18 protein-coding genes are annotated in these 22492 nt (G+C 68.9%); 16 read left to right on the top strand and 2 right to left on the bottom strand.

Annotation, left to right across the window (positions count from 1 at the left end; genetic code table 11):
• The first annotated feature begins 109 nt into the window (after positions 1 to 109).
• The 3 genes from ACIA5C_RS44900 (at position 110) to ACIA5C_RS44910 (ending at position 3778) form a co-directional block, all read left to right on the top strand.
• Entirely contained in the window at positions 110 to 1090 is a 981-nt protein-coding gene (locus ACIA5C_RS44900; RefSeq protein ID WP_396066712.1) for a zf-HC2 domain-containing protein, read from the top strand.
• Between the two features lie 292 nt (positions 1091 to 1382).
• Positions 1383 to 2042 carry a sigma-70 family RNA polymerase sigma factor gene (locus ACIA5C_RS44905; RefSeq protein ID WP_396066714.1) on the top strand — a complete coding sequence of 220 codons (660 nt, stop codon included), beginning with the start codon at positions 1383 to 1385 and terminating at the stop codon, positions 2040 to 2042.
• A gap of 86 nt (positions 2043 to 2128) precedes the next feature.
• Positions 2129 to 3778, top strand: a complete 1650-nt coding sequence (locus ACIA5C_RS44910; RefSeq protein ID WP_396066716.1) for a S8 family peptidase — start codon at positions 2129 to 2131, stop codon at positions 3776 to 3778.
• A 169-nt stretch (positions 3779 to 3947) separates the two neighbouring features.
• On the opposite strand, the gene ACIA5C_RS44915 is transcribed toward ACIA5C_RS44910, so the two are convergent.
• Entirely contained in the window at positions 3948 to 5276 is a 1329-nt protein-coding gene (locus ACIA5C_RS44915; RefSeq protein ID WP_396066718.1) for a glycoside hydrolase family 19 protein, read from the bottom strand.
• 250 nt (positions 5277 to 5526) lie between these two features.
• Here ACIA5C_RS44915 and ACIA5C_RS44920 point away from each other — a divergent pair, with 250 nt between their 5' ends.
• From ACIA5C_RS44920 to ACIA5C_RS44975, 12 genes are all read left to right on the top strand, one after another.
• Positions 5527 to 6075 (top strand): DUF6668 family protein, encoded by a 549-nt coding sequence (locus tag ACIA5C_RS44920; RefSeq protein WP_396066720.1) that lies wholly within the window; start codon positions 5527 to 5529, stop codon positions 6073 to 6075.
• Entirely contained in the window at positions 6075 to 6908 is an 834-nt protein-coding gene (locus ACIA5C_RS44925) for a hypothetical protein (RefSeq protein WP_396066722.1), read from the top strand. The genes ACIA5C_RS44920 and ACIA5C_RS44925 overlap by 1 nt, the downstream gene beginning before the upstream one ends.
• 32 nt (positions 6909 to 6940) lie before the next feature.
• Entirely contained in the window at positions 6941 to 7282 is a 342-nt protein-coding gene (locus ACIA5C_RS44930) for a hypothetical protein (RefSeq protein WP_396066724.1), read from the top strand.
• Between the two features lie 31 nt (positions 7283 to 7313).
• Positions 7314 to 8066 carry a hypothetical protein gene (locus ACIA5C_RS44935; protein ID WP_396066728.1) on the top strand — a complete coding sequence of 251 codons (753 nt, stop codon included), beginning with the start codon at positions 7314 to 7316 and terminating at the stop codon, positions 8064 to 8066.
• A gap of 28 nt (positions 8067 to 8094) precedes the next feature.
• The gene (locus ACIA5C_RS44940; protein WP_396066731.1) at positions 8095 to 9252 is read left to right on the top strand and encodes a hypothetical protein; all 1158 of its coding nucleotides are present in this window, start codon (positions 8095 to 8097) and stop codon (positions 9250 to 9252) included.
• A 40-nt stretch (positions 9253 to 9292) separates the two neighbouring features.
• Complete coding sequence (locus tag ACIA5C_RS44945; RefSeq protein ID WP_396066733.1) at positions 9293 to 10786, top strand: SCO6880 family protein; 1494 nt, start codon at positions 9293 to 9295, stop codon at positions 10784 to 10786.
• Positions 10783 to 12516 carry an ATP/GTP-binding protein gene (locus ACIA5C_RS44950; protein WP_396066735.1) on the top strand — a complete coding sequence of 578 codons (1734 nt, stop codon included), beginning with the start codon at positions 10783 to 10785 and terminating at the stop codon, positions 12514 to 12516. Before ACIA5C_RS44945 ends, ACIA5C_RS44950 begins: the two co-directional genes overlap by 4 nt.
• On the top strand, positions 12513 to 14267 hold the full coding sequence (locus ACIA5C_RS44955; RefSeq protein WP_396066737.1) for a TraM recognition domain-containing protein: 1755 nt from the start codon (positions 12513 to 12515) through the stop codon (positions 14265 to 14267). The genes ACIA5C_RS44950 and ACIA5C_RS44955 overlap by 4 nt, the downstream gene beginning before the upstream one ends.
• A 34-nt stretch (positions 14268 to 14301) precedes the next feature.
• Positions 14302 to 15093 (top strand): hypothetical protein, encoded by a 792-nt coding sequence (locus tag ACIA5C_RS44960; RefSeq protein ID WP_396066739.1) that lies wholly within the window; start codon positions 14302 to 14304, stop codon positions 15091 to 15093.
• 88 nt (positions 15094 to 15181) lie between these two features.
• The gene (locus ACIA5C_RS44965) at positions 15182 to 16849 is read left to right on the top strand and encodes an RICIN domain-containing protein (RefSeq protein ID WP_396066741.1); all 1668 of its coding nucleotides are present in this window, start codon (positions 15182 to 15184) and stop codon (positions 16847 to 16849) included.
• 778 nt (positions 16850 to 17627) lie between these two features.
• Positions 17628 to 18170: a DUF6924 domain-containing protein gene (locus ACIA5C_RS44970; RefSeq protein WP_396066743.1), complete on the top strand. Its 543-nt coding sequence runs from the start codon at positions 17628 to 17630 to the stop codon at positions 18168 to 18170.
• 193 nt (positions 18171 to 18363) lie between these two features.
• Positions 18364 to 19971 carry a hypothetical protein gene (locus tag ACIA5C_RS44975; protein ID WP_396066745.1) on the top strand — a complete coding sequence of 536 codons (1608 nt, stop codon included), beginning with the start codon at positions 18364 to 18366 and terminating at the stop codon, positions 19969 to 19971.
• Positions 19972 to 19996: 25 nt separating this feature from the next.
• Here ACIA5C_RS44975 and ACIA5C_RS44980 read toward each other — a convergent pair whose 3' ends face one another.
• A complete protein-coding gene (locus ACIA5C_RS44980; protein ID WP_396066747.1) occupies positions 19997 to 20761 on the bottom strand; it encodes a MinD/ParA family protein in 765 nt (254 codons plus the stop codon).
• A 750-nt stretch (positions 20762 to 21511) separates the two neighbouring features.
• On the opposite strand from ACIA5C_RS44980, the gene ACIA5C_RS44985 reads away from it, so the two are divergent.
• Complete coding sequence (locus tag ACIA5C_RS44985; protein WP_396066823.1) at positions 21512 to 22471, top strand: S8 family serine peptidase; 960 nt, start codon at positions 21512 to 21514, stop codon at positions 22469 to 22471.
• Positions 22472 to 22492 lie beyond the last annotated feature (21 nt).

A 22492-nucleotide genomic window follows, 5' to 3' on the forward strand; every position in this document is an offset into this window, starting at 1 on the left:
ACGAGTCCTGGCGTGCCGGCGCAAGCTCGATCGCCGGCTCCGGTGAACCTGCCATCGGGTTCGACCGTCTCATTTGATGACCAGGTTCGTGGCAGGGAGTTGGAGGCAGGTGAGCCAAATTACCAGCGGTGAGTCCCACGTCGTGGAGTCGCTCGGGCTCTATTACATGGGCACTTCCGACGCCATCGACGGCGAGGTGGTCGAGGAGCACCTAGCGGCCTGCGCGGAGTGCCGCGCCGCCGCGCAGGAAGTCTGCGAGACCCTCGCCGCGCTCGCACTGGTCTCGCAGACCGATCTTGACGAAATCCTCGAGAACTTCGGGCCCCTCGGCCGCAGGGGCCCGGTGCCTGAGTCCTTCCGCCGCTTCTTCGGCGCCGATGTCGACCCGGATCCGGGGGACGAGAACCGCGCCGCCCCGGGACGGGAGCCGGACGACAACCCCGGCACCGGGCCGGTGCGGCACCGGGAAACTCGCGCAGCCCGGTCGTCCGAGCCCAGCGCACCGCGGACGGTCGCCCCTGAGCCCGCCCGCCGCCCGGACCGACCTCCCCATTCCGACCGGGGATCGCCGCGATGGCTGAGCGGCGCGGCGGTGGTCAGCCGCCTGCGCCCGACGACGCCGAGAGCGGCCGGACGGACCGGCCGGCCTCGTCGAGGCCGCGCCCGCGGGCTGGTCCACGCCGCTGTGATGCTGGCCATCGTGCTGACGGCGGGCGGAGTGGCGACCGCCGAGCTGGTTCAGGGCGGCACCGGCGCACACCAGCGGATAGTCACCACGGCCGCGACGGCGGAGGCGTCGGACCGCTCGACCGGCGTATCGATATCGGTGATCGTCACGCCCGATGCGCACGGCGTCACCGTGAACGCCACGGTGGCAGGGCTGCACCCCGGAACCGGCTACCGGCTGTTCGCCTCGACGACGGCCGGCCGGTCGGTGCCCATCGTGAACTGGACATGTCGACGGGACAGTGAGGACATCTCCGGGCGTCTGCCGGTGGCGGTGGGCGCACTCGGGTTCGTCACCGTCACCCGGGCTGACGGCAATGCGGTCGTGTCGGCTTACCTGACCGGGGTAACGGGAAGCCGCTGACAGACCTTCCGGTGTAGACCTTCAGTTCTCGGCGGTGCGGTCACATTCGGCCGCTGAATCGGGTCCGGCGCCTTTGCTTGCTACGTAGCAATGTCCTGAATGAACCTTCGCCTTCGATGAACGTCGTCCTACGTGGAGGTGGAGGAGTCGCGGTAACGCCGGCGCTGCGGGGGCGGCGAATCCGATGGCGTGATGCCGCGAAGGTCTATGCCGTACGGCCGGCCGGTAGGCGTCCGCATTGCCGAGGTCGGCCTGTCCCGGGTGCACAACGACCTTGGGGAGTGGTTGAGTTTTGCATCGAACTCGTGATGAGCCGGGCCTTGACGATGCGCATCAGAAAGCCCGAGCCGCGCCGGTCCTATCCATTGCTACCGACGCCGATCCGGAGGGAAAACCACAGCCGGCTGTTCCGGCGAGCGCTGACGAGGCGGCAGCCCTTCGGCACTTACAACTGGTGCACCGTCCGGTGCTTCTCGCCTACGTACTCCGGTTCACCAACGGTGATCTGCACTGGGCGGAGGACATCGTGCAGGAGACCATGACCCGCGCGTGGCGGCATCCGGATGCGCGTAACGCAGAGGGCTATTGGAACCGGGCGTGGCTCTTCACCATCGCCCGGCGCCTGGCGATTGACGACATCCGGGCCGCCCGAGTACGCCCGATCGAATACGTCGCCGAGCCGGTGGACGCCGCCGCGGCCGATGGCACCGAAGACGCCGTCAACCGCCTGCTCGACTCCAGCAAGGTTCGAGAGGCGGTGGTTTCCCTGCCGGAGCGCCTGCGTACGACTTTGATTGAGCTCTACTACATGGGACGGTCGATCGCCGAGACCGCGGAGCTGCTCGACATTCCTCCGGGCACGGTCAAGTCGCGGTCGAACCATGCCCTTCGCGCTCTGCGGGAGGCTCTGATCATGCGGGGCTTCGTCGACCGTGATGGGTCGAAACGGTGACGGCGCAATCCCGTAGGCCCGGACAGAAGGGTTCCGCATCGATGATCTGGAAACATGCCAGGGCCGCTCTTTCGTGCGGTGCGGCAATGGCGATCCTGTGGTCCGTTCCGGGCGCCGCGCGTGCCGCCGGAACGGACGATGAATACGTGAAGTACTACATGGTGCAGTCGAAGTACTCCGGCTCGCCGGAGAACCTGGCCGAGATAGCGGGCCGCTTCCTGCGCAGTGACGCCCGATCGAGCGAGATCTTCGACCTCAATGTGGGACGACCGCAGCCCGACGGCAAGTCGCTGACCGATCCGGTTCGGCTGGACGCCGGCTGGGCGCTCGTGATGCCCTGGGACGCGGTCGGGTCCGGCGTCCACTACGGGCACCTTCCCACCAGCACGGCACCCGAGCCCGCGCCACGCACGACAAGCCGGCCCTCACGGGGGACTGGCAAGGGCAGCGGCGTGGAGGCAACGCCGACCGGCGCTCCAGTTCCCCGTACGGTGCCAACGCGAGGCAACGTGCCGGTGCCAAATTCAGCATCGTGTGCGGGGGCCGCCTCCAACTCCCACCCGGACTGGGCGGCCCTTCGGCTGGCGGCCGACCTGGCGTGGCCGCAGAGTCGCGGAAGCAACCAACGCGTGGCCATCGTCGACTCCGGGGTCAACGCGAAGCTGCCGCAGCTGGCCGGCCGGGTCAACGCCGGCCGGAACTTCGTGGACCGCGCGGGCCGAGGTGACGTCGACTGTATCGGCACCGGCTCGTCGATGGCGGCGCTGGTGACGGCCCACCAGACGCCGGGCAGTGCGCTGACCGGCATCGCCCCGCAGGCATCCATCCTGCCCCTCAAGGTCCAGTCCACCGCCGCGCCGGCGCCGCCGCGGATGCAGGCGGAAGCGATCGCCTATGCCGCCAGCGCCGGTGCCGACATCATCGCCCTGGGGCCGGCGGTGGATGCGACGACCCCCGAGGTCGCCGACGCCGTGGTCAAGGCGGCCGGAAAGGACGTGGTCGTGGTCGTCGGAGCACCGACCGACCGCGACGTGCCGCACGGTGCCGCCGTGATCCGAGTGGCCGGCGTCAGCGTCGATGCGCAGACCGCGGACAGCTATCGCAAGGGCAGCGTGGACGTCGCAGCGCCCGGCGTGAACGTCACCAGCTTGGGGATCACCGGCTCGGGCGGCATCGCCGGAACCGGTACGTACTACGCGGTCGCGTTCGTCGCCGGCGAAGTGGCTCTGGTCCGCGCCGCCTATCCCGACCTGACGGCCGTCCAAGTCGTCCATCGCATCGAGGTGACCGCAGATCCGATGGGTGAGGGCACGGTGCCGAACACCTCGTTCGGCTGGGGGATGATCAATCCCAGCACCTCGGTAACCCGGGTGCTGCCAGAAGAGGCGGCCACCGCGTCCGATGCCCCGGATTCGCCTGCCGCCGCCCAGCAAGCCCCACCGCACAAGCGCACGCTGACCATCGTGGTCGTCGTCGTGATGATGCTCGCGGCCGCCGCCTATCTCGTTCTGCGTATCCAGCGGATCTGGCGGGGCAACGTCGCTGACGAGGATATGCCGGAGACCGAAGTCCGCGCACCCGCCCCGATGGTGATGTCGCAGCTCCGGCCGCCCGCGGCGGTGGCGGACGACAGCTCGGCGCACTGGACCGACCGGTCCGCCGACGCGGGGCAGCCTCGGCCCGAGATGTTCCCGGCCACGCCCGCTCCGCCGCACCGGTCGGACGTGGACGCGTAAGCCGGACGCGACACACCAGATCACGAAGCAGGGTCCGCCCTCGTCGACCCGTGGTCGGGTCAGCGCAAGGCGGCTGGAGCCGGTCGGCGACAGGGTGCTGGGTCAGCAAAGACCCAAGCCGGTCGGCAACACTGGCGGCCGGCCTCAACGGGCCGGCCGCACGTAAACGTCAACAGGTCAGGTTGTCGCCCGGCGTGACGCCGAGCACCGCGCAGAACCGCCGGTAGGCATCGACGCGGGCGTGGACCGCGTCCGGGTTACCGCCACCGCACTCCAGCGATCCGTTGATACTGCGGATCGTGCCGCCGAACCCCACCGCGCCGGCGATCGTTGCATGCGGCGTCCCGGGGCCCGACCCGCTCTGGGTCATCCAGAACCACACGGCGGTCTCCCACGCGATGACCGGGTCTGTGCTGACCAGGCTCGGCCGGTTCAGCAAATCCACACCGAGGGCATCGCCGGCGGCCTTGTAGTTCGCGTTCCCGCTGAGCTGTAAGGCCCCTCGGCCGTGATAGGCGGTTCGTCCGGCGGGGCAGCCGTACGGCGTCGACAGGTCGCAATAGTTGCCCCAGATCGACTGGTTCAGTTCTTCGGCGTACACCAATCCGCCCGTCTCCCGGTCGACGTTGGCGAGAAATGCCGCGATCTCGCGCTTGCCAGTGGAACCTTGCCCGAACGCCGGATATTTGGCCATCGCCGAGGTCAGCGCGGTGTAGCGATAGAACGGGTTGGCATCGGGGAACATCCGGGTGAACTGGTCCTCGCCGAAGGCCCCGTCCGACGACGCCGGATCCGCTTGGCCGCCCTCGAAACGGGCGAACTCGGCGCGCACCCGGTAGGGATAGCTCTGCGGGCCTAGCAACGGTATGCGGCCCATCTTCTTCAGTTCCGTCAGACCAACATCCCAGGCCAGCAGTGTGAGAGTGAGCCGATTGCCGGTCACCTGCCCACCGGAAAGCATGCCGTCGATCGAGTCCCCCAACGCACACAGATAGCGGGCCTGCGCGAAAACCGCGTCCTCGAGGTCGTCCGCGCTCGCCCGCCCGTTGCCGTCGTCATCGCGTCCATACGTCGCGAAGGCGCCCTCGGGCAACTGCGCGATGCCGTCTTCCCCGTGCGGCCCGGTGGCCTGCGGATCGAACTCCGACCCGACCTGGATCTGCGCCGCCAGGACGACCGGACTGACAAGGTCACACTGGCGGCCAGCCTCCTCGAGGATCGGCACGAGATCGGCGCGCGGAACGGCGTCAGCCGCAAACTGGCCCTTGCCATCGTCACCGGTCAACGCGCTCAACAAATCTCCGGAGCCGTTTCCGAACACGCCGGCACTGCTCGACGGGCCGCCCAGAGCATCCGGTGAGACGCTCGAAGAACTGTCGGTGGCGACGATCACCACCAGCAGGATCAGCGCGACGACGAGAGCCGGCCCCAGTCCGATGAGGGACACGATGGCGCCAGCAATCTGGATGGCGTCCGGCGGCTTGTTGGTGTCGGCCATGGATTTCCCCGCGCCTCCCCTGCTCCTAGGGTCAACCGGCTCCCCGAATGAGGGCAGCGATCGGTGACCTCCACAGTCGGTTCCTCCAGAAGAGGAACGGATTTCCCCGAGTTTGGTTCAGCGGCCGCCATCAACAGCTCCGTGAACCGAAACGAATTCCGGCCGTTCCTAGAGAAGCGAACAACCGGGTGACGAAACATTTCCGAGAAGCGAGACATCGGGCCGGACGACGATGGGGATGGAGCTGGTGATGAGCCTTGATACGCAGGCGGTCGTGGGAGACCAGGGCAGCCGAGCGGTCGGTGCTCCCGCCACTGGGGGCGGCGCCGATGAGATCGGGCCGGAGCAGAGGAGCGGGCTGAGCCCGGCCGGTTTCGCCTGGGTGGCCGCACACGGCGGCTGCGGCGCGACCACCCTGGCGTCGGTCCTCGGCGGCGTGGACCTGGGATGCCGCTGGCCCCAACCCGAACGTACCGAACCGACCCGGGTTCTACTGGTCGCCCGTACGCACGCCGGCGGCCTCCGGGCTGCTTCGCAGACGTTGAATGCGATGCGGGAGGGACGCCACCCGGCCGGCATGAAACTGGTCGCCGTCGTCCTAGTGGCGGACGCTCCAGGTGGGCTGCCGAGGATTCTCGCCGACCGGATCCGGCTGCTCCGGTCAGTCGCGCCGGTCTACCGCATCCCGTGGGTCGCGTCGTGGCGCTCCGGGCAGAACTTGACCACCCTGCCGCAGCCGTTGGAGAAGCTCGGCCGACTGGTGCAGGGTCCCACCGCTGGTTCCCCGGGGCGCGCGTGATGGCCGGCCGGGTCGATCGCTTCGACCAGGGAGCGCCGATACAGGCCGCCTGGATATGGTGGCGCCTGGCGTCGGCCCTGCTCGCCCTAGTGCCGGTTGTGGCTGCCCTCGTGCTCGAGTTCTCTCCTTCCCACGCGATTCGCGACCTCGGCGCAGGCGGTGGATCCCGACCGGAGGCCGTGCGGCCGGTGGCCTTTGCGGCCCCGCTGGCCCGCGGCGCGGTGGGCGGCAGGTATTCCATCAATTTCAAGCTCAGTGGCGCGTACGTGGGAAGCATCTGCTTGCGCAGTGACACGACGATTCGCACCCACGACTCCCAGAGCTACTGCTCTGGGTGGAAGGGCGCTGGGGCCAACTGGACGCTGTCCGTGCCTTTTACCGACGGCGACACGATTTATGTCGATGCCAAGGTCCGAGCAGGCCCGTCCAAACAGGATATCGTCGTGACGGCCGCCAATTGGTGCGCGCTCTCCGGAACGGTGCAGTCGGTCAAGTTCAATTGCGACGTACCCCTCGGCGGCGCCAGCGCACAGGCGATGCCGCCGCCCTCCGTCGAGCCGTTCAACCCCGACAGCGTCCTCGGCCCGGATGCGCAGGGAAAGTCCGGTACCCCCGTCGAGAGAAACCTTCTCGGCCTGCTGGCCTGGTGCGTCTCGGCGGCCGGCGTGGCCGGATTGATCATCATCGGCATGCAGCTGGGACTTCAGCTGCGCAGTGGCGTGCCGGGAGCGGGCTCGATGATCTGGCAGGAATTCATCATCGTCATCGTCGCGTGCATTCTCGCCGTGACGGCAGGACCGATCGTCGGGTTCCTGAACCTCACACTCTTCTAGCCCAAACAACGAACGGCTGATCGGAGACGACGATGTCGTCGAACATTTCGGATCTCTTCTTCTGGGTACGCTCGGCCCTGTTCCTGCCCCGGCTGGTGCTGACCGCCGACATCCCGAAGCCGGACCGGGGCGGCGCCGCCCCGACCGAACTGGTGAATCTAGTGAAGGTCGGTCTCAACCTGGTGGCGTGGGCCGGCACCGCGGCTGGCGTCAGCGGCGTCATCGTCACCGGAACCATGATGGCCATGGCGCACCGGCGCGGTGAGGCATCGGAGCACATGAGCCGGCTCGGCATGGTGCTCGGCGGCTGCATTCTCGTGGCGGTGGCCGGACCACTGGTCCAGTTCGTGTTCAACAACGGGCTGGCCCAATGACGGCGGAGTGTCCGAGCCAGGGGCCTGCCCGATGACTCGTTGGCCGATCTTCTCAGGGCCCGCGGAGGAGCCGGCCGACCGGCCCTATTGGGAGCAGCGAGGATGGCGGTTCTCGGCCGGATTCCTCGCCGTCGTGCTCGTGGCCGCCGGGGCCGTGCTGGTGCGTAACGGCACCCACAAGGATGCCGGCCCGTCGATCGACGCCCGGCGGGCGGTGCCGGCCATCGGCGTCGAGGAGGGCTCCGGGCGCCCCCCCGGATGCCGAACCGACGACTCGGACCAACACGCGCCGGTCCAGCCGCCGCACGACGTGACGTGGCGTCCGCTGAACGGCGCGCCGGTCCCGCTCTCCAAGTCGGCCGGGCCGCGTATGACAAGGGGCCCGCTCCTGTGGTGTTTCGCGCGCACGCCCACGGGCGCCGTGATGGCCGCGAATGTCATTCCTCGTCAGCTGAGTGGCCGCTACTGGAACGCCGTCACCGACCAACAGGTGGTGCCGGGCGCCGGGCGGGACATCTTCGTCGCGATGCGGTCGACGGTGGCGCAGGACGTCCCGCAGTACACCGCCGGCTCGCTCGCCGGCTTTCTGCTGATTTCCTACTCGGACCACCAGGCCACGGTCCGGCTCCTGGTCAGCGTCGGGCAGGTGAGTCTGGTCGCCACCGACTACACGGTGGTGTGGTCCGGGGGCGACTGGAAGGTTCAACCTCTCTCTACCGGTGACCTGAGTTCGCCGGTGGTTCCCGTCGCCTCGCCGGCCGGATTCATCCTGTGGAAGGTTTGAGATGGCAGACTGCAGCACTGGTGACGCCGTGTATTTCGGTGCGTTCGGCGGCGTGCAGGAGTTTTTCTCCGACGGCATCGACGGCGTCCTTCGCAAGATCGCCAATGCCATCATGAGCGCGGCAGCCAGCCTCTTCGCCAACGTGGCGAGCAAAGTGCCGACGCTGTCGCCGGACAAGGATTTCAATCACAAGATCGGGCTGCAGATCAACTGGCTCGTGATCGGCGTCGCGGTGGCGTCCCTGCTGTTCGCCTCGGCCCGCATGGCCCTGGATCGCCGTGGGCAGCCCGGCATGACCGCCCTCAAGGGAATCGTGCGGGTGATCCTCGTGGCCGGTGCGGGTTCGTTCGTCGTCAGCGAACTGGCAACGCTGTCCGACAGCTACAGCGACCACCTGTACAAGGCGGGCGTCGAGCAGCAGCTGAAGAGTATCGCCGACTGCGGCAACGTTGACATCTCGACGTTTCTGCTGATCTTCGTCGGCCTGCTGCTGCTGATCGCCGGGATCATCCATATCATCCTGCTCTACTTGCGGCTCGGCGTGATGGTCCTGCTTTTCGGCACGCTTCCCCTAGCAGCCACCGCCTCCATGACCCAATGGGGATCGTCGTGGTGGCGTAAGCACATTGCCTGGATGGCCGCCTGGCTGATGTACAAGCCGACGGTGGGGCTGGTCCTGTACGCCGGTTCCACCATGATCGCGTACACCGGGACGCAGGCGACCGAGCAGAAAATTGCGGGTTGTGGAGTGCTGCTGATGTCGGCCGTGGCACTGCCGGCGCTCATGCGCCTCATCGTGCCGGCGATGGCCGCGCTGGGATCCTCGGATGCGGCCGGTGCAATGGCTGGTGGCGCCCTCGGTGCTGCCGCCCAGGCAACCGGTGCCATCTCCCTCCCCGGTGGCCGTGGCGGCTCCGGCGGACGGTCCGCCGGAAGCGGCTCGCCAGCCGGCGGCCGGTCGGGCGGCGGCGGGAGGCCCACGGGCGCCACCAGCGCTGGCAAAGGCTCCCCTTCGTCCGGTGGCGCCTCCGGCGGTCGGGCGGCCGGCGCGGCTCGCGCCGGCCTGGGGGCAGCGGCGGGCGCGGCCGCGTTGGTAGCGCACGGGACCGCGGCGGCGGCACGGCACGGCACCAACCTCGCCCAGAGTGCGCTACCGGGCGTCCATGACGTCCATGACCACCAATAAGTGCGACAACCAGTACGGCGCAGACCGAGCGGGAGATGTGATGAGCACGGAAGTCATCAAGACGCGGACGTACGGCAACTGGCGCCGTCCGCGCAAGGCTGGGTTGGGCTCGTTCGGCCTGGTCGGCACCGTCGGCGTGTTTGGCGGCCTCGTCGTGGTGCTGCTGGCGTCCCTGTTTTCGCTGTCAGCGGCGGTGGTGATGGCGGTCGCCGGCACGCTGGTGCTGGCCCCGCTTGCGGTCCGGACGCCGGACGGTCGTAACGTCTACAACGTACTGGCGTTGCGGATCGGGTGGTCACGCCGGCGGGCCAAGCGCCAGAACCTGTACGTCTCCGGTCCGCTCTCAGCGCGTCCGGGCGGCCGGTTCCGGCCACCGGGAATGCTCAGCCGGGTCACCATGATGGAGGGCCGGGATCCGTACGACCGCCGCTTCGGCGTCCTGCACCACCGGTATCGGAACCTCTTCACGGTCGTTCTCGGCTGCGAGCCGGACGGCGGTTCGCTGGTGGACCCCGAGCAGGTGGACGTCTGGGTGGCGCTGTGGGGCGATTGGCTGTCGCGGCTCGCCCACGAGCCGGACCTGCGGGGGGCGGCGGTGATCGTCGAGACGGCCCCCGACCCGGGTACCCGGCTGGCCAGCGAGGTGCTGCCGCGCATCTCGGCGGAGGCGCCGCCGGTCGCGCGGGCGGTCATGGAGGAGATCGTCGACCAGTATCCGAACGCTTCCTCCGAGATGAACACCTACATCACCCTGACGTACGGCATGCCCGGCGCCGCGAAGCGCGGCAAGGAAGAGATCCTGACCGACCTCGCCTTGCGTCTTCAAGGCTTGAACAGCGGCCTGGTGGGCGCGGGCGGGGGAACGGCGGCTCCGCTCTCCGCCGAACGCATCGCCGAGGTCGTCCGGGTCGCGTACGACCCGGCGGTCGCCGCCGATGTGCTGGACCTCCGCGCGCGCTACGGCGCCACCGGTCTGGAATGGTTGGATTCCGGTCCGGCCGCGGCCCGCGAGACGGTTACGACCTACCAGCACGATTCCGGGGTATCTCGCAGCTGGCTGCTCACCCTCGCACCCCGGGGGACCGTGCGCTCGAGTGTGCTGCGCTCACTGCTCGATCCGGTGCCGGGCATCCGCCGCAAACGGGTCGCGTTGCTGTACCGGCCGATCGACCCGGCGACCTCGGCCAGGATCGTGGAGGCCGACCGGCGGTCCGCCCAGTTCATGGCCAACTCGACCCGCGGACTGGTGCGGGCGCGGGCGGTCTCCGAGGTGGCGGCGGCTGAGCAGACGGCCGCCGAGGAGGCTGCGGGCGCCGGCCTGGTCGAGTTCTCCATGGTGGTGACCGTGACCGTGGACTCGGCGGCCGATATACCCGATGCGAACGTGACGATGCGCAACCTGCTCGGCGCGACGCGGCTTTCCATGCGGGCGGCCGATCGGATGCAGGCGGCCGCGTTCAGCTGTGCCTTGCCGGTCGGCATTCTGCCGTGGGAGCAGACCATGATCCCGCACGAGTTGCAGGAGGCGCTGTGACGCTGGAGAACAAGCCGTTCGGGTCGGTCCGGCCGCCGACGGCGTTGAGCGGACTGGTCGTTCCGCCAGTGGATCTGCAGGACCGCGCCCCCGACGAGTTTGCTAAAAAGTCCCGTCGGGCGTTGCGCTCGGCGGCGCGTGAACAGCATCGCCTCGACCAGATCGAGAAGCGCCGCCGGGCGCTGGCGGTCAGCCGAGACCGCGAAGACAGCATTCCGCACCGCGGTGCCCTCGGCGCCGGCGGCGGCCGGGTGGCCCCGATGGACCCGCCCGCGATGTGGCGCGCCACCACCGTACAGGCGTGCGGTCTCTGGCCGTTCGCGTCCGGCTCCGGGGCGCCCACGATCGGGGTACCACTGGGCCAGCATCTGTCGACCGGCGCGACCGTCTGCGGGGACCCGCTCAACTGGTTCACCCGGGCGCGATACATTTCCAACCCGTCGCTGTTCATGCTCGGCATGCCCGGCCTCGGCAAGTCGACGCTGATCAACCGGATGCTGATCGGGCTGGCTGCGCAGGGCGTCATCCCCCTGGTGCTCGGCGACCTCAAACCGGACTATGCCGACACCGTCCGGGCGCTCGGCGGGCAGGTCATCTCGATCGGCCGGGGCGTCGGCGGCCTGAACGTCCTCGACCCTGGCGCGATGGGTGCCGCCGCGGCGAGGGTCGGCGGCCAGGCTGGACACGCCTTAGCGGCCGAGACGCACGGACGGGTGCTGAATATGGTTGCCGCGCTGCTTACCATCGTGCGTGGCCGCGCCATCGACGACCACGAGCAGTCCGTGCTCTCCGCGTGCCTGCGGCACCTGCGGGAGCGCACCCCGGACGCCCGGCCGATCTATCTCGGGGACCTTCTCGCGGTCCTGCAGGGAGGGCCTCCGGAGGTACGGCAGATCACGCTCGACCGTGGTGAGGAGTCGAGATACCGCGACGCCGTCGATCCGCTGCACCGATCCCTGCTGGGCATCCTCGACGGCCCGCTCGGCAACACCTTCGCCGCCACGACCTCCACCCACATCGACCCAAACGCTACTGCCGTGTGCATCGACATCTCGCGGATTGGCGAGGCGGACAGCCAGCTCACCGCCGCGGCGATGCTCGCGGCCTGGTCCGACGGCCTCGGTACGGTGGCCGCGTCGCATGCGCTCGCCGACGCGGGCCTGGCCCCGCGACGATGGTTCTTCACGGTTCTCGACGAGCTGTGGCGACCTCTGCGGGCGGCCTCCGGCATCGTCGACCGCATCGACGCGCTGACCCGCCTGAACCGTTCGCTCGGTCTCGCCGACTCCAAGATCACGCACACTCTGAAGGACGCGGAGGCGTTGGGCAGCGAGTCCGACAAGGCCAAGGCCAGGGGATTCGTCGAGCGGGCGGGCATGTTGGCCTGCGCCGGGCTGCCCCGGGCCGAGATGGAGGAGCTGGGCAAGATCGTCGGCCTCTCCCGTCGGGAGATCGAGATGGTGTCCTCCTGGTCGTCGCCGCCGGGCTGGGCTCAGTACGGCGAGAACGAGGAGCCGCCCGGCCGCGGCCGCTTCCTGCTCAAGGTCGGCGGCCGTCCGGGAATCCCGGTGCGGGTCACCATCACCGAGACCGAACAGCGGCTGCACGACACTAACCTCCGCTGGGTGACGAACGGCCAGGCCGAACGGATGATGGCTGCCCGGCTCGCAGCGGCGGCCGAACTTCAGCCGGCCGGCGAGCCCGGCGTTCCGGAACAGGAGACGGCATGAGTGCCTCCACTCGCGCCCCGGGCGACGACGTCCTGCCCTGGCTCGTCCCCGGCCTGGCCGTACTAAACCTCATCGCGCTCGCCGTCGGCTGGATCGGCGGTACCCTCGGAGCGGCGGTCACCGGCCATGGCTGGCACCCTCCGCCGTTCTCACTCACGGTGTATTGGCGACTGCTGACCGGCCACACCTCGCTGGTTTGGCCGGCTGCCCCGCCCTACGCGGTGTACGGCGGCATGGTGCTGGTGGCCGCTGTCATCTTTGTCCCGGTCCTGCTGGTTGGGGTGAAGGTCATTCGGAAGGCGTCCGGCGGAAATCCCCGCCTGGCCGGTCAGCGCGACGTGCTCAGCATGATGTCCAAGGCCAGCGAGGCCCGTGCCCGGGAACTGCGTCCCTCGCTGAAGGGCCGGCGCACCCTGCACCCCGACGACACCGGCAACCTGCTTGGTGACCTGGAGCCGGACGGCCCGGAACTTCGCTCGTCCTTCGAGGACGTCGAACTGGACCTGATGGCGCCCCGCGCCGGCAAGTCCACCGGAATCGCCATTCCGAGGATGCTGCGTGCTCCCGGGGCCGTTCTGCTGACCTCCAACAAGTCCGACGTATTCACCGTGACCCGGAGGGAGCGGGCGAAGGTCGGGACAATCTGGACCTTCGATCCGCAGAGGATCGCCCACACCCCGCGCGCGATGTGGTGGAACATGCTCGCTGGCTGCGACACCATCGAGGGCGCTCGCCGACTCGCCGGACACTTCGTCAGCTCGGTCAACGACGACGCCTCGAAGCGGGATTTCTGGATCTCCGCGGCCCAGAACACGCTTACCGCGCTGTTTCTGGCCGCCTCCCGCGGCGGCATGACACTGACGGACATGCTCGGCTGGCTTGCCGACCCGGCGGACCGAACGCCGATCGACCTGCTCCGTGGGGCTGGCATGACGGCGATGGCGGAGCAGCTCAACGGAACCGTACGCGGTGCGGTGCAGACCCGTGACGGAATTTACGAGACCGCCCGACAGTGTGTCGCCTGCCTACTGGACCCCGACATCACGGCCTGGGTCAGCCCGGACCCGTTCCATCCGGAATTCGTACCCTCCCGGCACGTGCTCGGCCGTGACACCCTCTACCTGCTCTCGAAGGACGGCGGTGGCTCCGCGGCCGGAGTGATCGCCGGCCTCGCTGACGCGACGCTGCGGGCCGGTGTGGTGGCTGCCGAACGCATGGGGGGCCGGTTGGACCCGCCGATGACGGCGGTGCTGGACGAGGCGGCCAACGTGTGCCGGATCAGTGACCTGCCTGACCTGTACAGCCACCTCGGCTCCCGCGGCATCAACGTCGTCACGCTGCTGCAGAGCTACCGCCAGGGCGCGCGCGTCTGGGGCGAGGCCGGTATGGACGCACTATGGAGCGCGGCTACGATCAAGCTGCTGGGCGCCGGTCTGGACGACGCCGACTTCGTCGACAAAATCGCCCGGCTGGTCGGCCAGCACGACGTGCGGACACCATCGTGGTCGCGCGGGCGGGACGGCACGTCCCGCTCGATCTCGTATCGGCAGGAACAGAAGTTGCCGGCCGACAAGATCCGGGCTCTGCCCAAAGGCACCGCACTGTTGTTCGCCACTGGTGTCCGCCCGGCGCTGATCCGCCTGCGGCCCTGGTACAAGGAGGCCAACGCGGCGGCGATCTCCCGGGCGGCCAAGGAAGAGGTCGAAACCATGACGCAGCGAGCCGCCGCCAAGTGGGGAGCGGTCGGATGAGGGCGCCGTCGTCAGGGCCAGCCGGAGGGAATCGATGATGGCGGACCAGCAGGAGGCCGACCGTAGGTTGGCCGCGCTCCTGGGCGACACCGTTCTGCGGCTCAGTACCCCTGTGAAGGTTGAGCCGCGGGCTGGCGCTGAAGGCATCACATCACGCTCGGGGCTCTGGCCGTATCTCGGCCGGCTGATCCGGCCCGGCCGGCCGTTGGTCGACGACCGGCGGAGACTCCCGGAAACGGACCTGGGTCGGATCGCGGCAACGCTGAGCAACCTGCTCGTGGATTTGCCCTTGGAAACGGCTTGGGCGGCCGTGACCACGGTCTCGGGCCGGCCGAACGGCGCCTCGACACCCGCCGGCCGCCCGTCCGAGCCCGTAGTGGAGCCAATAGCCCCCGGCCCGTCCCCAGCGGCTGCGATGGCGATCTCACCGTCCGATCGGGCGTCCCGGTTCGTTCCGTTGCCGGACCGCATCATCGTGCAGGCGGCAGATTATGCCTGGCAAAAGATCCAGTCCGATCGGTATCTTCTCTCCGCTTACGGCAACGGCATGATGCCAGCTGCAGAGAAGCTCATCAATGTGGGGCATAAAATCCGCGCGGCACACGATGGGCCGGGGCCGGCGCGTACCGCCGGAGCTGTCCGCGACAACTCGCGCGGCATCGGAGGAGGCTCGCTGGCCGACGTGGCGGAGCTGCAATCGCCGACGTCCGCAGGACACCGACCGCCCTCCTCCACGGCCGCTAGCGGCCGAACCACCCCTGCGACCGTGAGCCGTTCGGCAAGCCCCGCCCAGAGCTCGGCGATGCTCACTGAGAGGGGACGGTGAAGGGGGTGGATGTGCGCAGTAGTGAACTCTGCTGCCGGATTCACCGTTGAATATGAGACCAAAAGGCTTCGGAGTTGAAGGTGCGTTGATGACCGCGGTTACGAAAAAGCTTCGACATTTCGGATGGAAGCTGTCCGCAAGCAGCCGCAAACGATACGGTATCGCGGCCGCCGTCGTATTCATTCTGGGGGCCGGGGCTCTGTCGATCATCAGTGAGGGACCCTTCGCGGTGGGCGCGGAAAAGCTGACCGGGAAGGACGTCCCGCTGGCTCTTCAACAGGCGATCATCACTGCGTCGCTGTCCTGCCCGACGTTGAATCCGCCGCGACTCGCCGCCCAGCTCATGATGGCTTCCGAGTTCGCGGTCGGAGCCCGCCACGGCGTTGCCGGCCTCAGCGATGCAGCATGGACGCGATGGCGGCCGAAGTCCGATGCGAACCGAAACGACGGCGCAGCGAACGTCCTGGCACTGGCGCACCAGACTTGTGACGTCGTGGGTCAGTTGCGGGCCGCCACATTGACCGGGGACATGTGGCCGCTCGCGTTGGCCGTCACCAAGAGCGGCATTTCGGCGGTCGTCCGGGCCAAGCGCGTGCCGGCATCCGCCCAGTCCTATGTCGAGAAGGCCGAAGCCTATGCGAACTGGTACGCCGACCAGCCACCGTTTCGACTTGGCAAGCCCACAACCCCGCCATCGCCCACGGCATCGGGCGGGACACCGGTTCCGGACGCCGACGTGGCCGCAGTGCGGAAAGCGGGCCAGGTGTGCCCCGCCATCACTGGTCCACAGGTCGCGGCACAGCTGATGGCATTGTCGAAGTTTGACCCCAACTTGCGGTCCTCCGACGGCCGCCAGGGCATCGCCCTGTTCCCGCCCGATCTCTGGAAGCAGTACCGGGTATCGAAAACTGCCTCGGTCTGGGATCCGAACGATGCTGTCCCGGCCCTCGGCATGGCCATGTGCGACCTCGTCGCCCAGTTGCACGAGCTCAACGGCGCCGATCCCTACCGGCTGGCGCTCGCCGCCTACCAATGGGGGGAGTCAGCGGTACGGGTCGCCAACGGCGCACCCCGGGCCAACGTGCCGCAGCTCGCCGACACGACCGCCTCGTACGTGCCGCTGTACGAGAAGGACAGCCGGATTGGCGGGGCGGCGCCGGCACCTCCGTCGGCAGCCTCCTCATCGGTGTCACGAGCGGTGACGGCCACTCCCTCGTCCGGCTCCTCGTCGAGCGCGCTGCCGCCCGCCGGACCGTCGCACGTCGCTCCGCCGATCACCATCGGGGGATTCCAGGTCGGCGTGAATTACCACCTGCTCAACGACTGGACGAGGGAGGTCGCCGAACTTCCCGATCTCGACGCCAGCCGGACGGCCGGCACGCACGTCCAGCTGTGGGCGAACGGCGACCAGCAGGACCAGTACTGGCGACTCACCGCAGCGCCGGAACCCGGGTACGCCGTCTTTGTGAACGCGTTCAGCGGCTTGGCGATGGGCGTCGAGGCCGGCGGTACCTGGAACGGCGCTAAGGTGCTCCAGGTGACGGTGAACCCCGCCGATCGTTTCCAGCAATGGTCGATCGAGAACGCGGGCGGCGGGCAGGTACGCCTGCGCAACCACGCCACCGGCAAGGTGCTGGACATTCTGGGCACGGATGTGCCGCCGACCAAGGCAGACGGCACGTGGGACGGGCACTGGCTGGAGCAGTGGGACCTCGTCTCGGCCGAACGCGACCAGCAGTGGAGCCTCGTCCGCTGACTCAGCCCAGCCGGCGAGGGCCATCCGCCGTGCGCCGAGGATCGCTCAGCGCACGCCGATGGCCCAAGTCCTTCGGCTCGTCACACCCCGGGGGCGGCGTTGTCCTCCTCCGGGCCGTCCTCGCCGACCAGGACACCGTCGGATTGCGAGTAGCGTCGGCGTCGGCCTTCGAGGCGCCGGCGGTGGCGCCGTTCTCGTGGGCCATGTGGCGCACGGCCACTTCGGACGAGCGCTACCCGCCTTCGCATGGGAGCGCGTCGACTGCGCCAGGCAACTGCGCTGGGCGACTGATCGATGACGCGCCGGGGACACCTCATGGTGCAGTTCTACTGCCGCCGACCCCCTGCTGGGTGCCCCGGCGCAGGCGAGAGCTCGGGAATGGCCCAGGTGAGGCGATGAGGAAGGAGGTCGCCGACCGTGCGGTTGAGCAGGCGTAGGCAGTGGCCGTTGTGCCGACGTATGTAGGCGGCAATGTTTACCAGGTATTGCGCCGAGCATGAAGTCAGCAAGCGGGGAGCTGCGGACCATGCGGTAGGGGGTGCCGCCGACCTGACTAAGGTGCGGCAAACTGCTTAAAACTGCCACCCTCGCACCGTCTCCACACTGGACTTGTCCTTCAAATCGGCGTGCCAGGAGAAGGCAATCGCCGATGCCGCTATGGCGACAACCACACACCCGAGCCTTCCCAAAGCTGCTAGGGGCGCAGCCGGGTAAGTCTGTCGCGGCAACAGCTGGCCGCACCGAGGTTTCCTCAACCGCCCCAGGACCGGTCAGCGGCATGACCGGGTCGGTCCGCTGCGGGATGAACCCCCGTTGCCTCTCATCCGTCGTAGGGAGCATGCGAGCCATTCCTTCGGGCACCGAGCGCGGCGACTATGACGCCGTGATCGTGCGTACCGACTACTCCGACGCAGCCGGCTGGCTTGCCGTGCTCGCGGCCCTGAAGGTCGGTGACACCAGCGGTGTCGGCGACGAACCACTCCCCTGGACTTATGTGATCGTCGAGGACGCTGCCTGGGCCGGCGCGAGCGTCGAGGACCTTGTGCGGGCGGCGGCGCCCGATGAGTATCTGTCCGTGGTGTTCGCCGCCGACCAGCAGACGATGTCCGGGCCCGAGCACCTGTTCCTGGCGATCTCCGCGGCCGACCCGCACAGCGAGTACTACGCGGAGACCGTCGAGTACGGCCGTCACTTCAGGATCGTTCCCGGTCAGATGCCTGTGTTCCACGCCAACCTCGACCTCGGCAACATGGGCTTCGAAGAGTTCGCCGCCGCCGCGCAGAAGGATGCGGAGGGTGTCTTCCGCGGATTCGACGATTAGGGTCTTCGCCGCCGGCGGCCGCACCGTTGTCGCGGGCCGCGGCGACGCGCCGCCCGAGCGGGTATTGCGTGCTATTCCGTTGGAACCGGGCCGTCGCGTTGTGGTCGTTACCGCCGACCCGCCGCCGACGGTCAGCCGCCTGGCCTTGCTGCTTACCGACCATCTACCGGTGGGATGCGGCTCGATTCGTCTCGTGCTTTCGCGCAGTGCTCGGCCGGATCTGGCCGGAGCGTTATCCGTCGCGCTGGGCATCGAAGTGGTCGCGCCGACCGGCACGGTGATCCTCCTACCGCCCGGGCTGCTCTTCGTCGACGGCGGCATCTGGCAGGCATACCGCGCCGGAGCAGTCACAGCCCGCTACGGCGCCCGGCACCCGGCTCCGGACTGGGAAACCACTCTGGAAGCCGGCCCGGGCCACCCGTTCGTCGTGATCCCCGCTGGCGTCTGGCTACCGGCGGCGGAACACCGTGCCGGGCCGCTGCCCGCCCCGGTACTCGCCGTACCGGTCCAGCCCGAGCAAGCCAGCGTTCTCATCGGCGACCCGTCCGGCTGGCCCGAGAACGCAGACGCCGCGTTGGAACTGCTCCCTCGCGCAATGCGGCGGCGGCTGACGCTCGTACCGTACGGTCCGGCCAGCACCCGGATCCACGACCTCGGCGAGCGGCTCGCCCGGCGCAGCGGTGGCGTAGTCGAAGTGATCGCCGGTGTGCCCGACACCGATGAGCACGGCAGGCCGGTGGTCAGCACGATCGACGAAAAAGGCAGCCGCGGGTGGCGGCCGGCGGGCGTACGGTTCGCCTACCGTGCGGCCTCCGCGCCGACTCTCGTGGCGAGCGTGGGACCGCAGTGGTGGACCGTCGATCCGACCTGGGCGATCGAAGTCGTGCGATGCGGCTATTGGCTGCGTGATGTCGACAACACGGACGCCGCCGCAGACGCGCGATGGGTACCGGCACACCCCGAACATCCGTTGCTCTACCTCGGCTCATTCGCTATGCGCCACCTTCACCGGCTGCCCGCGTTACTCGATCAGGCGACAGCGATGCTCGCACCTGAGGTCGTCGTCGCTATGCGGCTTGTGGCAGCCCGCGCGCCCGAGCCCGGCGAAGAGAATACCTGGGCGGAGTTGACGGACCGATTCGGAGACCTGCTGACCGTGGTCGGTGCGCGCACCCTCGTCGTGCTGCCCGTGCCACCCGCACCCGCCTCGATAGCTACCGAGGCACCTCCGCCTGGTTCACCGACCAACCCGGCAGTCGGGCCGGAGTCAGCCGCAATTATGCGGCCAGGCCCGCGTGCGCAGGGCTCCGGCGAAGTGGCACCGGGCACGTCGGCTCTCGAGGACACACCGGCCGGAATCCCCCAGCTGTCCGACCTCGTTTCGCCCGCCACGATCGTCCAAGCGCACATTCCGCCCTCGCCGCCTGCGCCTCCCGACCGACAGACATCCGCGGTCGCGGTGTGCGGCCCGGCCGCGGTGACGTGGCCGGTCCACGACCCGCTGCCGAACTTGGTGATCACCGCGCCGCTCGCCCCCGCGCCGGCCGCGCCCCCGGATCACCTCACCGTCGTGTGGTCGCTCACCGGCCGGGCGTTGCCGGGAAGTGAGGTAGCGTTCACCGCCGATCGGCGGTTCCGGACACTGGACGTGATGACCGCGGACCCCCGCTGGTCGCAGATCGTCCTGTTGCGGGAAGTGCCACCCTCGGAGGAGCCCGAGGGGCCACCCGATTCGTACGTACGCGACGCGTTGTGGCGGCTTGCCGAGGCTATGCGGCGTGCACCGCACCACGGTTCCTGACCTGGTGCGGTGCACGCGGATTCGCTCAGGCCTGATTGCGAATGCTCAGCGAGTCGATGATGGAGGTGCACGCGAGCACCCACGCTCGCCGGGTCTCCACGCCGAGGTGGTCGTACTCGATCCGGCCGCCCGAGCGGATGTACGGGTCGTGGGGGATCACCACTACATCGCGGACAACGGCCTGATAGCGCTCCACGATCGAGGCGAACAGCTGCGGGTCGGTCTGCGAGTCGGCGCAGGAGATCACCGCGACGGCGTTAGTGACCAGATCGCGGTGGCCGCTTTGAACGAGATGGTCCAGCATCCACAAGCCGCTGGCGGCGACGTCACGTTGCACCGTGGTCGGCACGACCAGGCAGTCGGCCAACTCGGCCGCGGCCCGCCAGTTCGGCGCTCGCACGTTGTTGCCCGTGTCGACCACGATCATGCGGTAGTACCTGCTCAGCGCCGTCCACAATTTGTGCACGGCCGCGTCGTCGATGATTTCCATGCCGCCCGGGGTCTCGTCGGAGGCCAGCACGTCGAACCGGGCGCTTTGCGGACGCAGATAGGCCGACAGGCGGCCCACGCTGGCTGCCGCGGCCAGGAATTCCTCGATATCGTTGAGCAGATCGACCACGGTACGAGGTTGGGGAGCTGACTCCGCCCGCATCCCCAGTGTTCCCCGCGTCTCGTTGTTGTCCCAGGCCAAGGTGTAGCCGCCGCGGTAGAACCCGAGCGTGGCGGCAGCGACCAGCGAGGTCGGTGTTTTCGCTGCGCCGCCCTTGGGGTTGGCGACCATCACGGTCATGGCTCGATCGAACGGGCGCAGCAGCCGCTTGCGGGCGGCGCGATGGACCTGCTCGGCGGGTGTCGCAGGGAAGGTGAGCACACCGTGGGACAACCGGTTGGCGCGGCCGCGCCAACCCCATTGGGCGGGCTGTTGGTCTGTCGCGGCCGGCGTGGGAACGTCCTCAGGGGCAGCTGCCGGTTGGGGCGTCGTCGCCTCCGGCGCCTGCCAGGCCGGCAGGATCGGAGGGGCCGCCTCGAATGGTTTCGTGCTGTTGTGGTCGGCAATTGGTTGAGCGTCCATCGCTGTTGTACTCCAGTATGTCGGAGCCGGCTTCTGCCGGCGGTCGCGGACATGCGGAGGTGGACCGGGGAACGAGCGATGGGGTCGATGTTCCTCCGCCGCGAACTGTACGCCACGCGATGGAGCAGGTCACCACCCGAGCACGGACGACCACAGCGCCGCAGGTGCGGGTGCGGGTGCATTGAACTTTGACTAATAGCATCCGTCGTGACCGGTGGGGTCGGACTGGGCAATGCTGCCCAAGCTGGGGGACGAGAGGTTGCTGTGGACGGGTTTCGGCGTGTACGGATTTGCGCTGCTGTGCTGTCCGGGACGCTCGCTGCCGGTTGGTGCTGTGTGCCGGCATACGCGGACGATTCCGTGCCGCCGCTGCCGGATTCGGTCAGTGGCGGTTGTGTCGGATCGTCACCGACGACTGCGCCCGGGGTGTCGTGGGCGTTTCAGCGGGTGCAGCCGGCCGATGCGTGGGTGTTGACCCGCGGCGCCGGAGTTCAAGTCGGCGTTGTCGACAGCGGCGTGAGCCCGCGTGGCGGTGGTTTGCCGGGGGCTGTCCTTGCGGGCCGAGCAATTGCCGATGGGACGCATGGGGACTCCGACTGCTTGGGCCGGGGGACCGCGCTCGCCGCGTTGGTCGCAGCTCGCCCGGTCTCCGGAAGCCTGTTCGTTGGTGTTGCGCCGGCGAGCGTCATCTATCCGGTGCGCATCGTCGACGAGCGCGGAGACACGACGCCGACGGCGTTGGCCGCTGGTATCCAGGCGGCGGCGCGGGCAGGCTGCAAAGTAATCTTGGTCGCAGTGGGGGTCCCGACGCCGGATCCATTGGTACGCGCGGCGGTGAAGTACGCCGTAGGCCACGATGCCGTTGTGGTCGCGGCATTGGCCGGCAAGTCGGCGGGAGACGACTCGTCGCAGCAGGCCCCGAGCTGGTATCCCGCGTCGGATCCGGATGTCCTTGCGGTGGGCGGAGTGGACCAAGCAGGGGCGCTGGTGCAGCCGGTGTCGGCGCGTTCAGGCCTTGATCTGCTTGCGCCGGGCGACAAAGCTTTCTCGGTCGGCCCGTCCGGGACGGGCAACTACGTCGTCGGCGGTGCTGCAGTCGCCGCAGCCTACGTAGCCGGCGCGGCCGCGCTGGTCCGCGCGTACCACCCGAGCCTCGATCAGGCACACGTTCGTCAGCGTCTGCTGAATACCGCTGACAATGCCAACCTTGACCTGTATGCCGCGGTCAGCGCCCCGGACATGCCCGACGGCGACACGGTGCCGCCTCGTCCACAGTCTGCGTTGGTAATGGCGCATGCCGCCGGGGTCCCGCGCTCGGAGTCGATCGCCTCGATCATCGCACTCGCCGCCGCGCTCGTCGTGGCGGTGGCATGGCTGGGCCGGCGGATCGTGGCAGAAGGCCGCCGCCGGCGTTGGCGGCGGCCCTGACGGTTCGGCGAACCGGGCTCA

The sequence above is a fragment of the Actinoplanes sp. NPDC051343 genome, from assembly GCF_044455125.1.
In the GTDB taxonomy this organism is placed as follows: Bacteria; Actinomycetota; Actinomycetes; order Mycobacteriales; family Micromonosporaceae; genus Actinoplanes.

What these genes read in the sequence shown, in the direction of transcription:
- ACIA5C_RS44910 (WP_396066716.1), top strand. Translation starts at nt 2,129, where the DNA reads ATGGCGATCCTGTGGTCCGTTCCGGGCGCCGCGCGTGCCGCCGGAACG.
- ACIA5C_RS44915 (WP_396066718.1), bottom strand. Translation starts at nt 5,276, where the DNA reads ATGGCCGACACCAACAAGCCGCCGGACGCCATCCAGATTGCTGGCGCC.
- ACIA5C_RS44920 (WP_396066720.1), top strand. Translation starts at nt 5,527, where the DNA reads ATGAGCCTTGATACGCAGGCGGTCGTGGGAGACCAGGGCAGCCGAGCG.
- ACIA5C_RS44925 (WP_396066722.1), top strand. Translation starts at nt 6,075, where the DNA reads ATGGCCGGCCGGGTCGATCGCTTCGACCAGGGAGCGCCGATACAGGCC.
- ACIA5C_RS44930 (WP_396066724.1), top strand. Translation starts at nt 6,941, where the DNA reads ATGTCGTCGAACATTTCGGATCTCTTCTTCTGGGTACGCTCGGCCCTG.
- ACIA5C_RS44935 (WP_396066728.1), top strand. Translation starts at nt 7,314, where the DNA reads ATGACTCGTTGGCCGATCTTCTCAGGGCCCGCGGAGGAGCCGGCCGAC.
- ACIA5C_RS44945 (WP_396066733.1), top strand. Translation starts at nt 9,293, where the DNA reads ATGAGCACGGAAGTCATCAAGACGCGGACGTACGGCAACTGGCGCCGT.
- ACIA5C_RS44955 (WP_396066737.1), top strand. Translation starts at nt 12,513, where the DNA reads ATGAGTGCCTCCACTCGCGCCCCGGGCGACGACGTCCTGCCCTGGCTC.
- ACIA5C_RS44960 (WP_396066739.1), top strand. Translation starts at nt 14,302, where the DNA reads ATGATGGCGGACCAGCAGGAGGCCGACCGTAGGTTGGCCGCGCTCCTG.
- ACIA5C_RS44965 (WP_396066741.1), top strand. Translation starts at nt 15,182, where the DNA reads ATGACCGCGGTTACGAAAAAGCTTCGACATTTCGGATGGAAGCTGTCC.
- ACIA5C_RS44970 (WP_396066743.1), top strand. Translation starts at nt 17,628, where the DNA reads ATGACCGGGTCGGTCCGCTGCGGGATGAACCCCCGTTGCCTCTCATCC.
- ACIA5C_RS44980 (WP_396066747.1), bottom strand. Translation starts at nt 20,761, where the DNA reads ATGACCGTGATGGTCGCCAACCCCAAGGGCGGCGCAGCGAAAACACCG.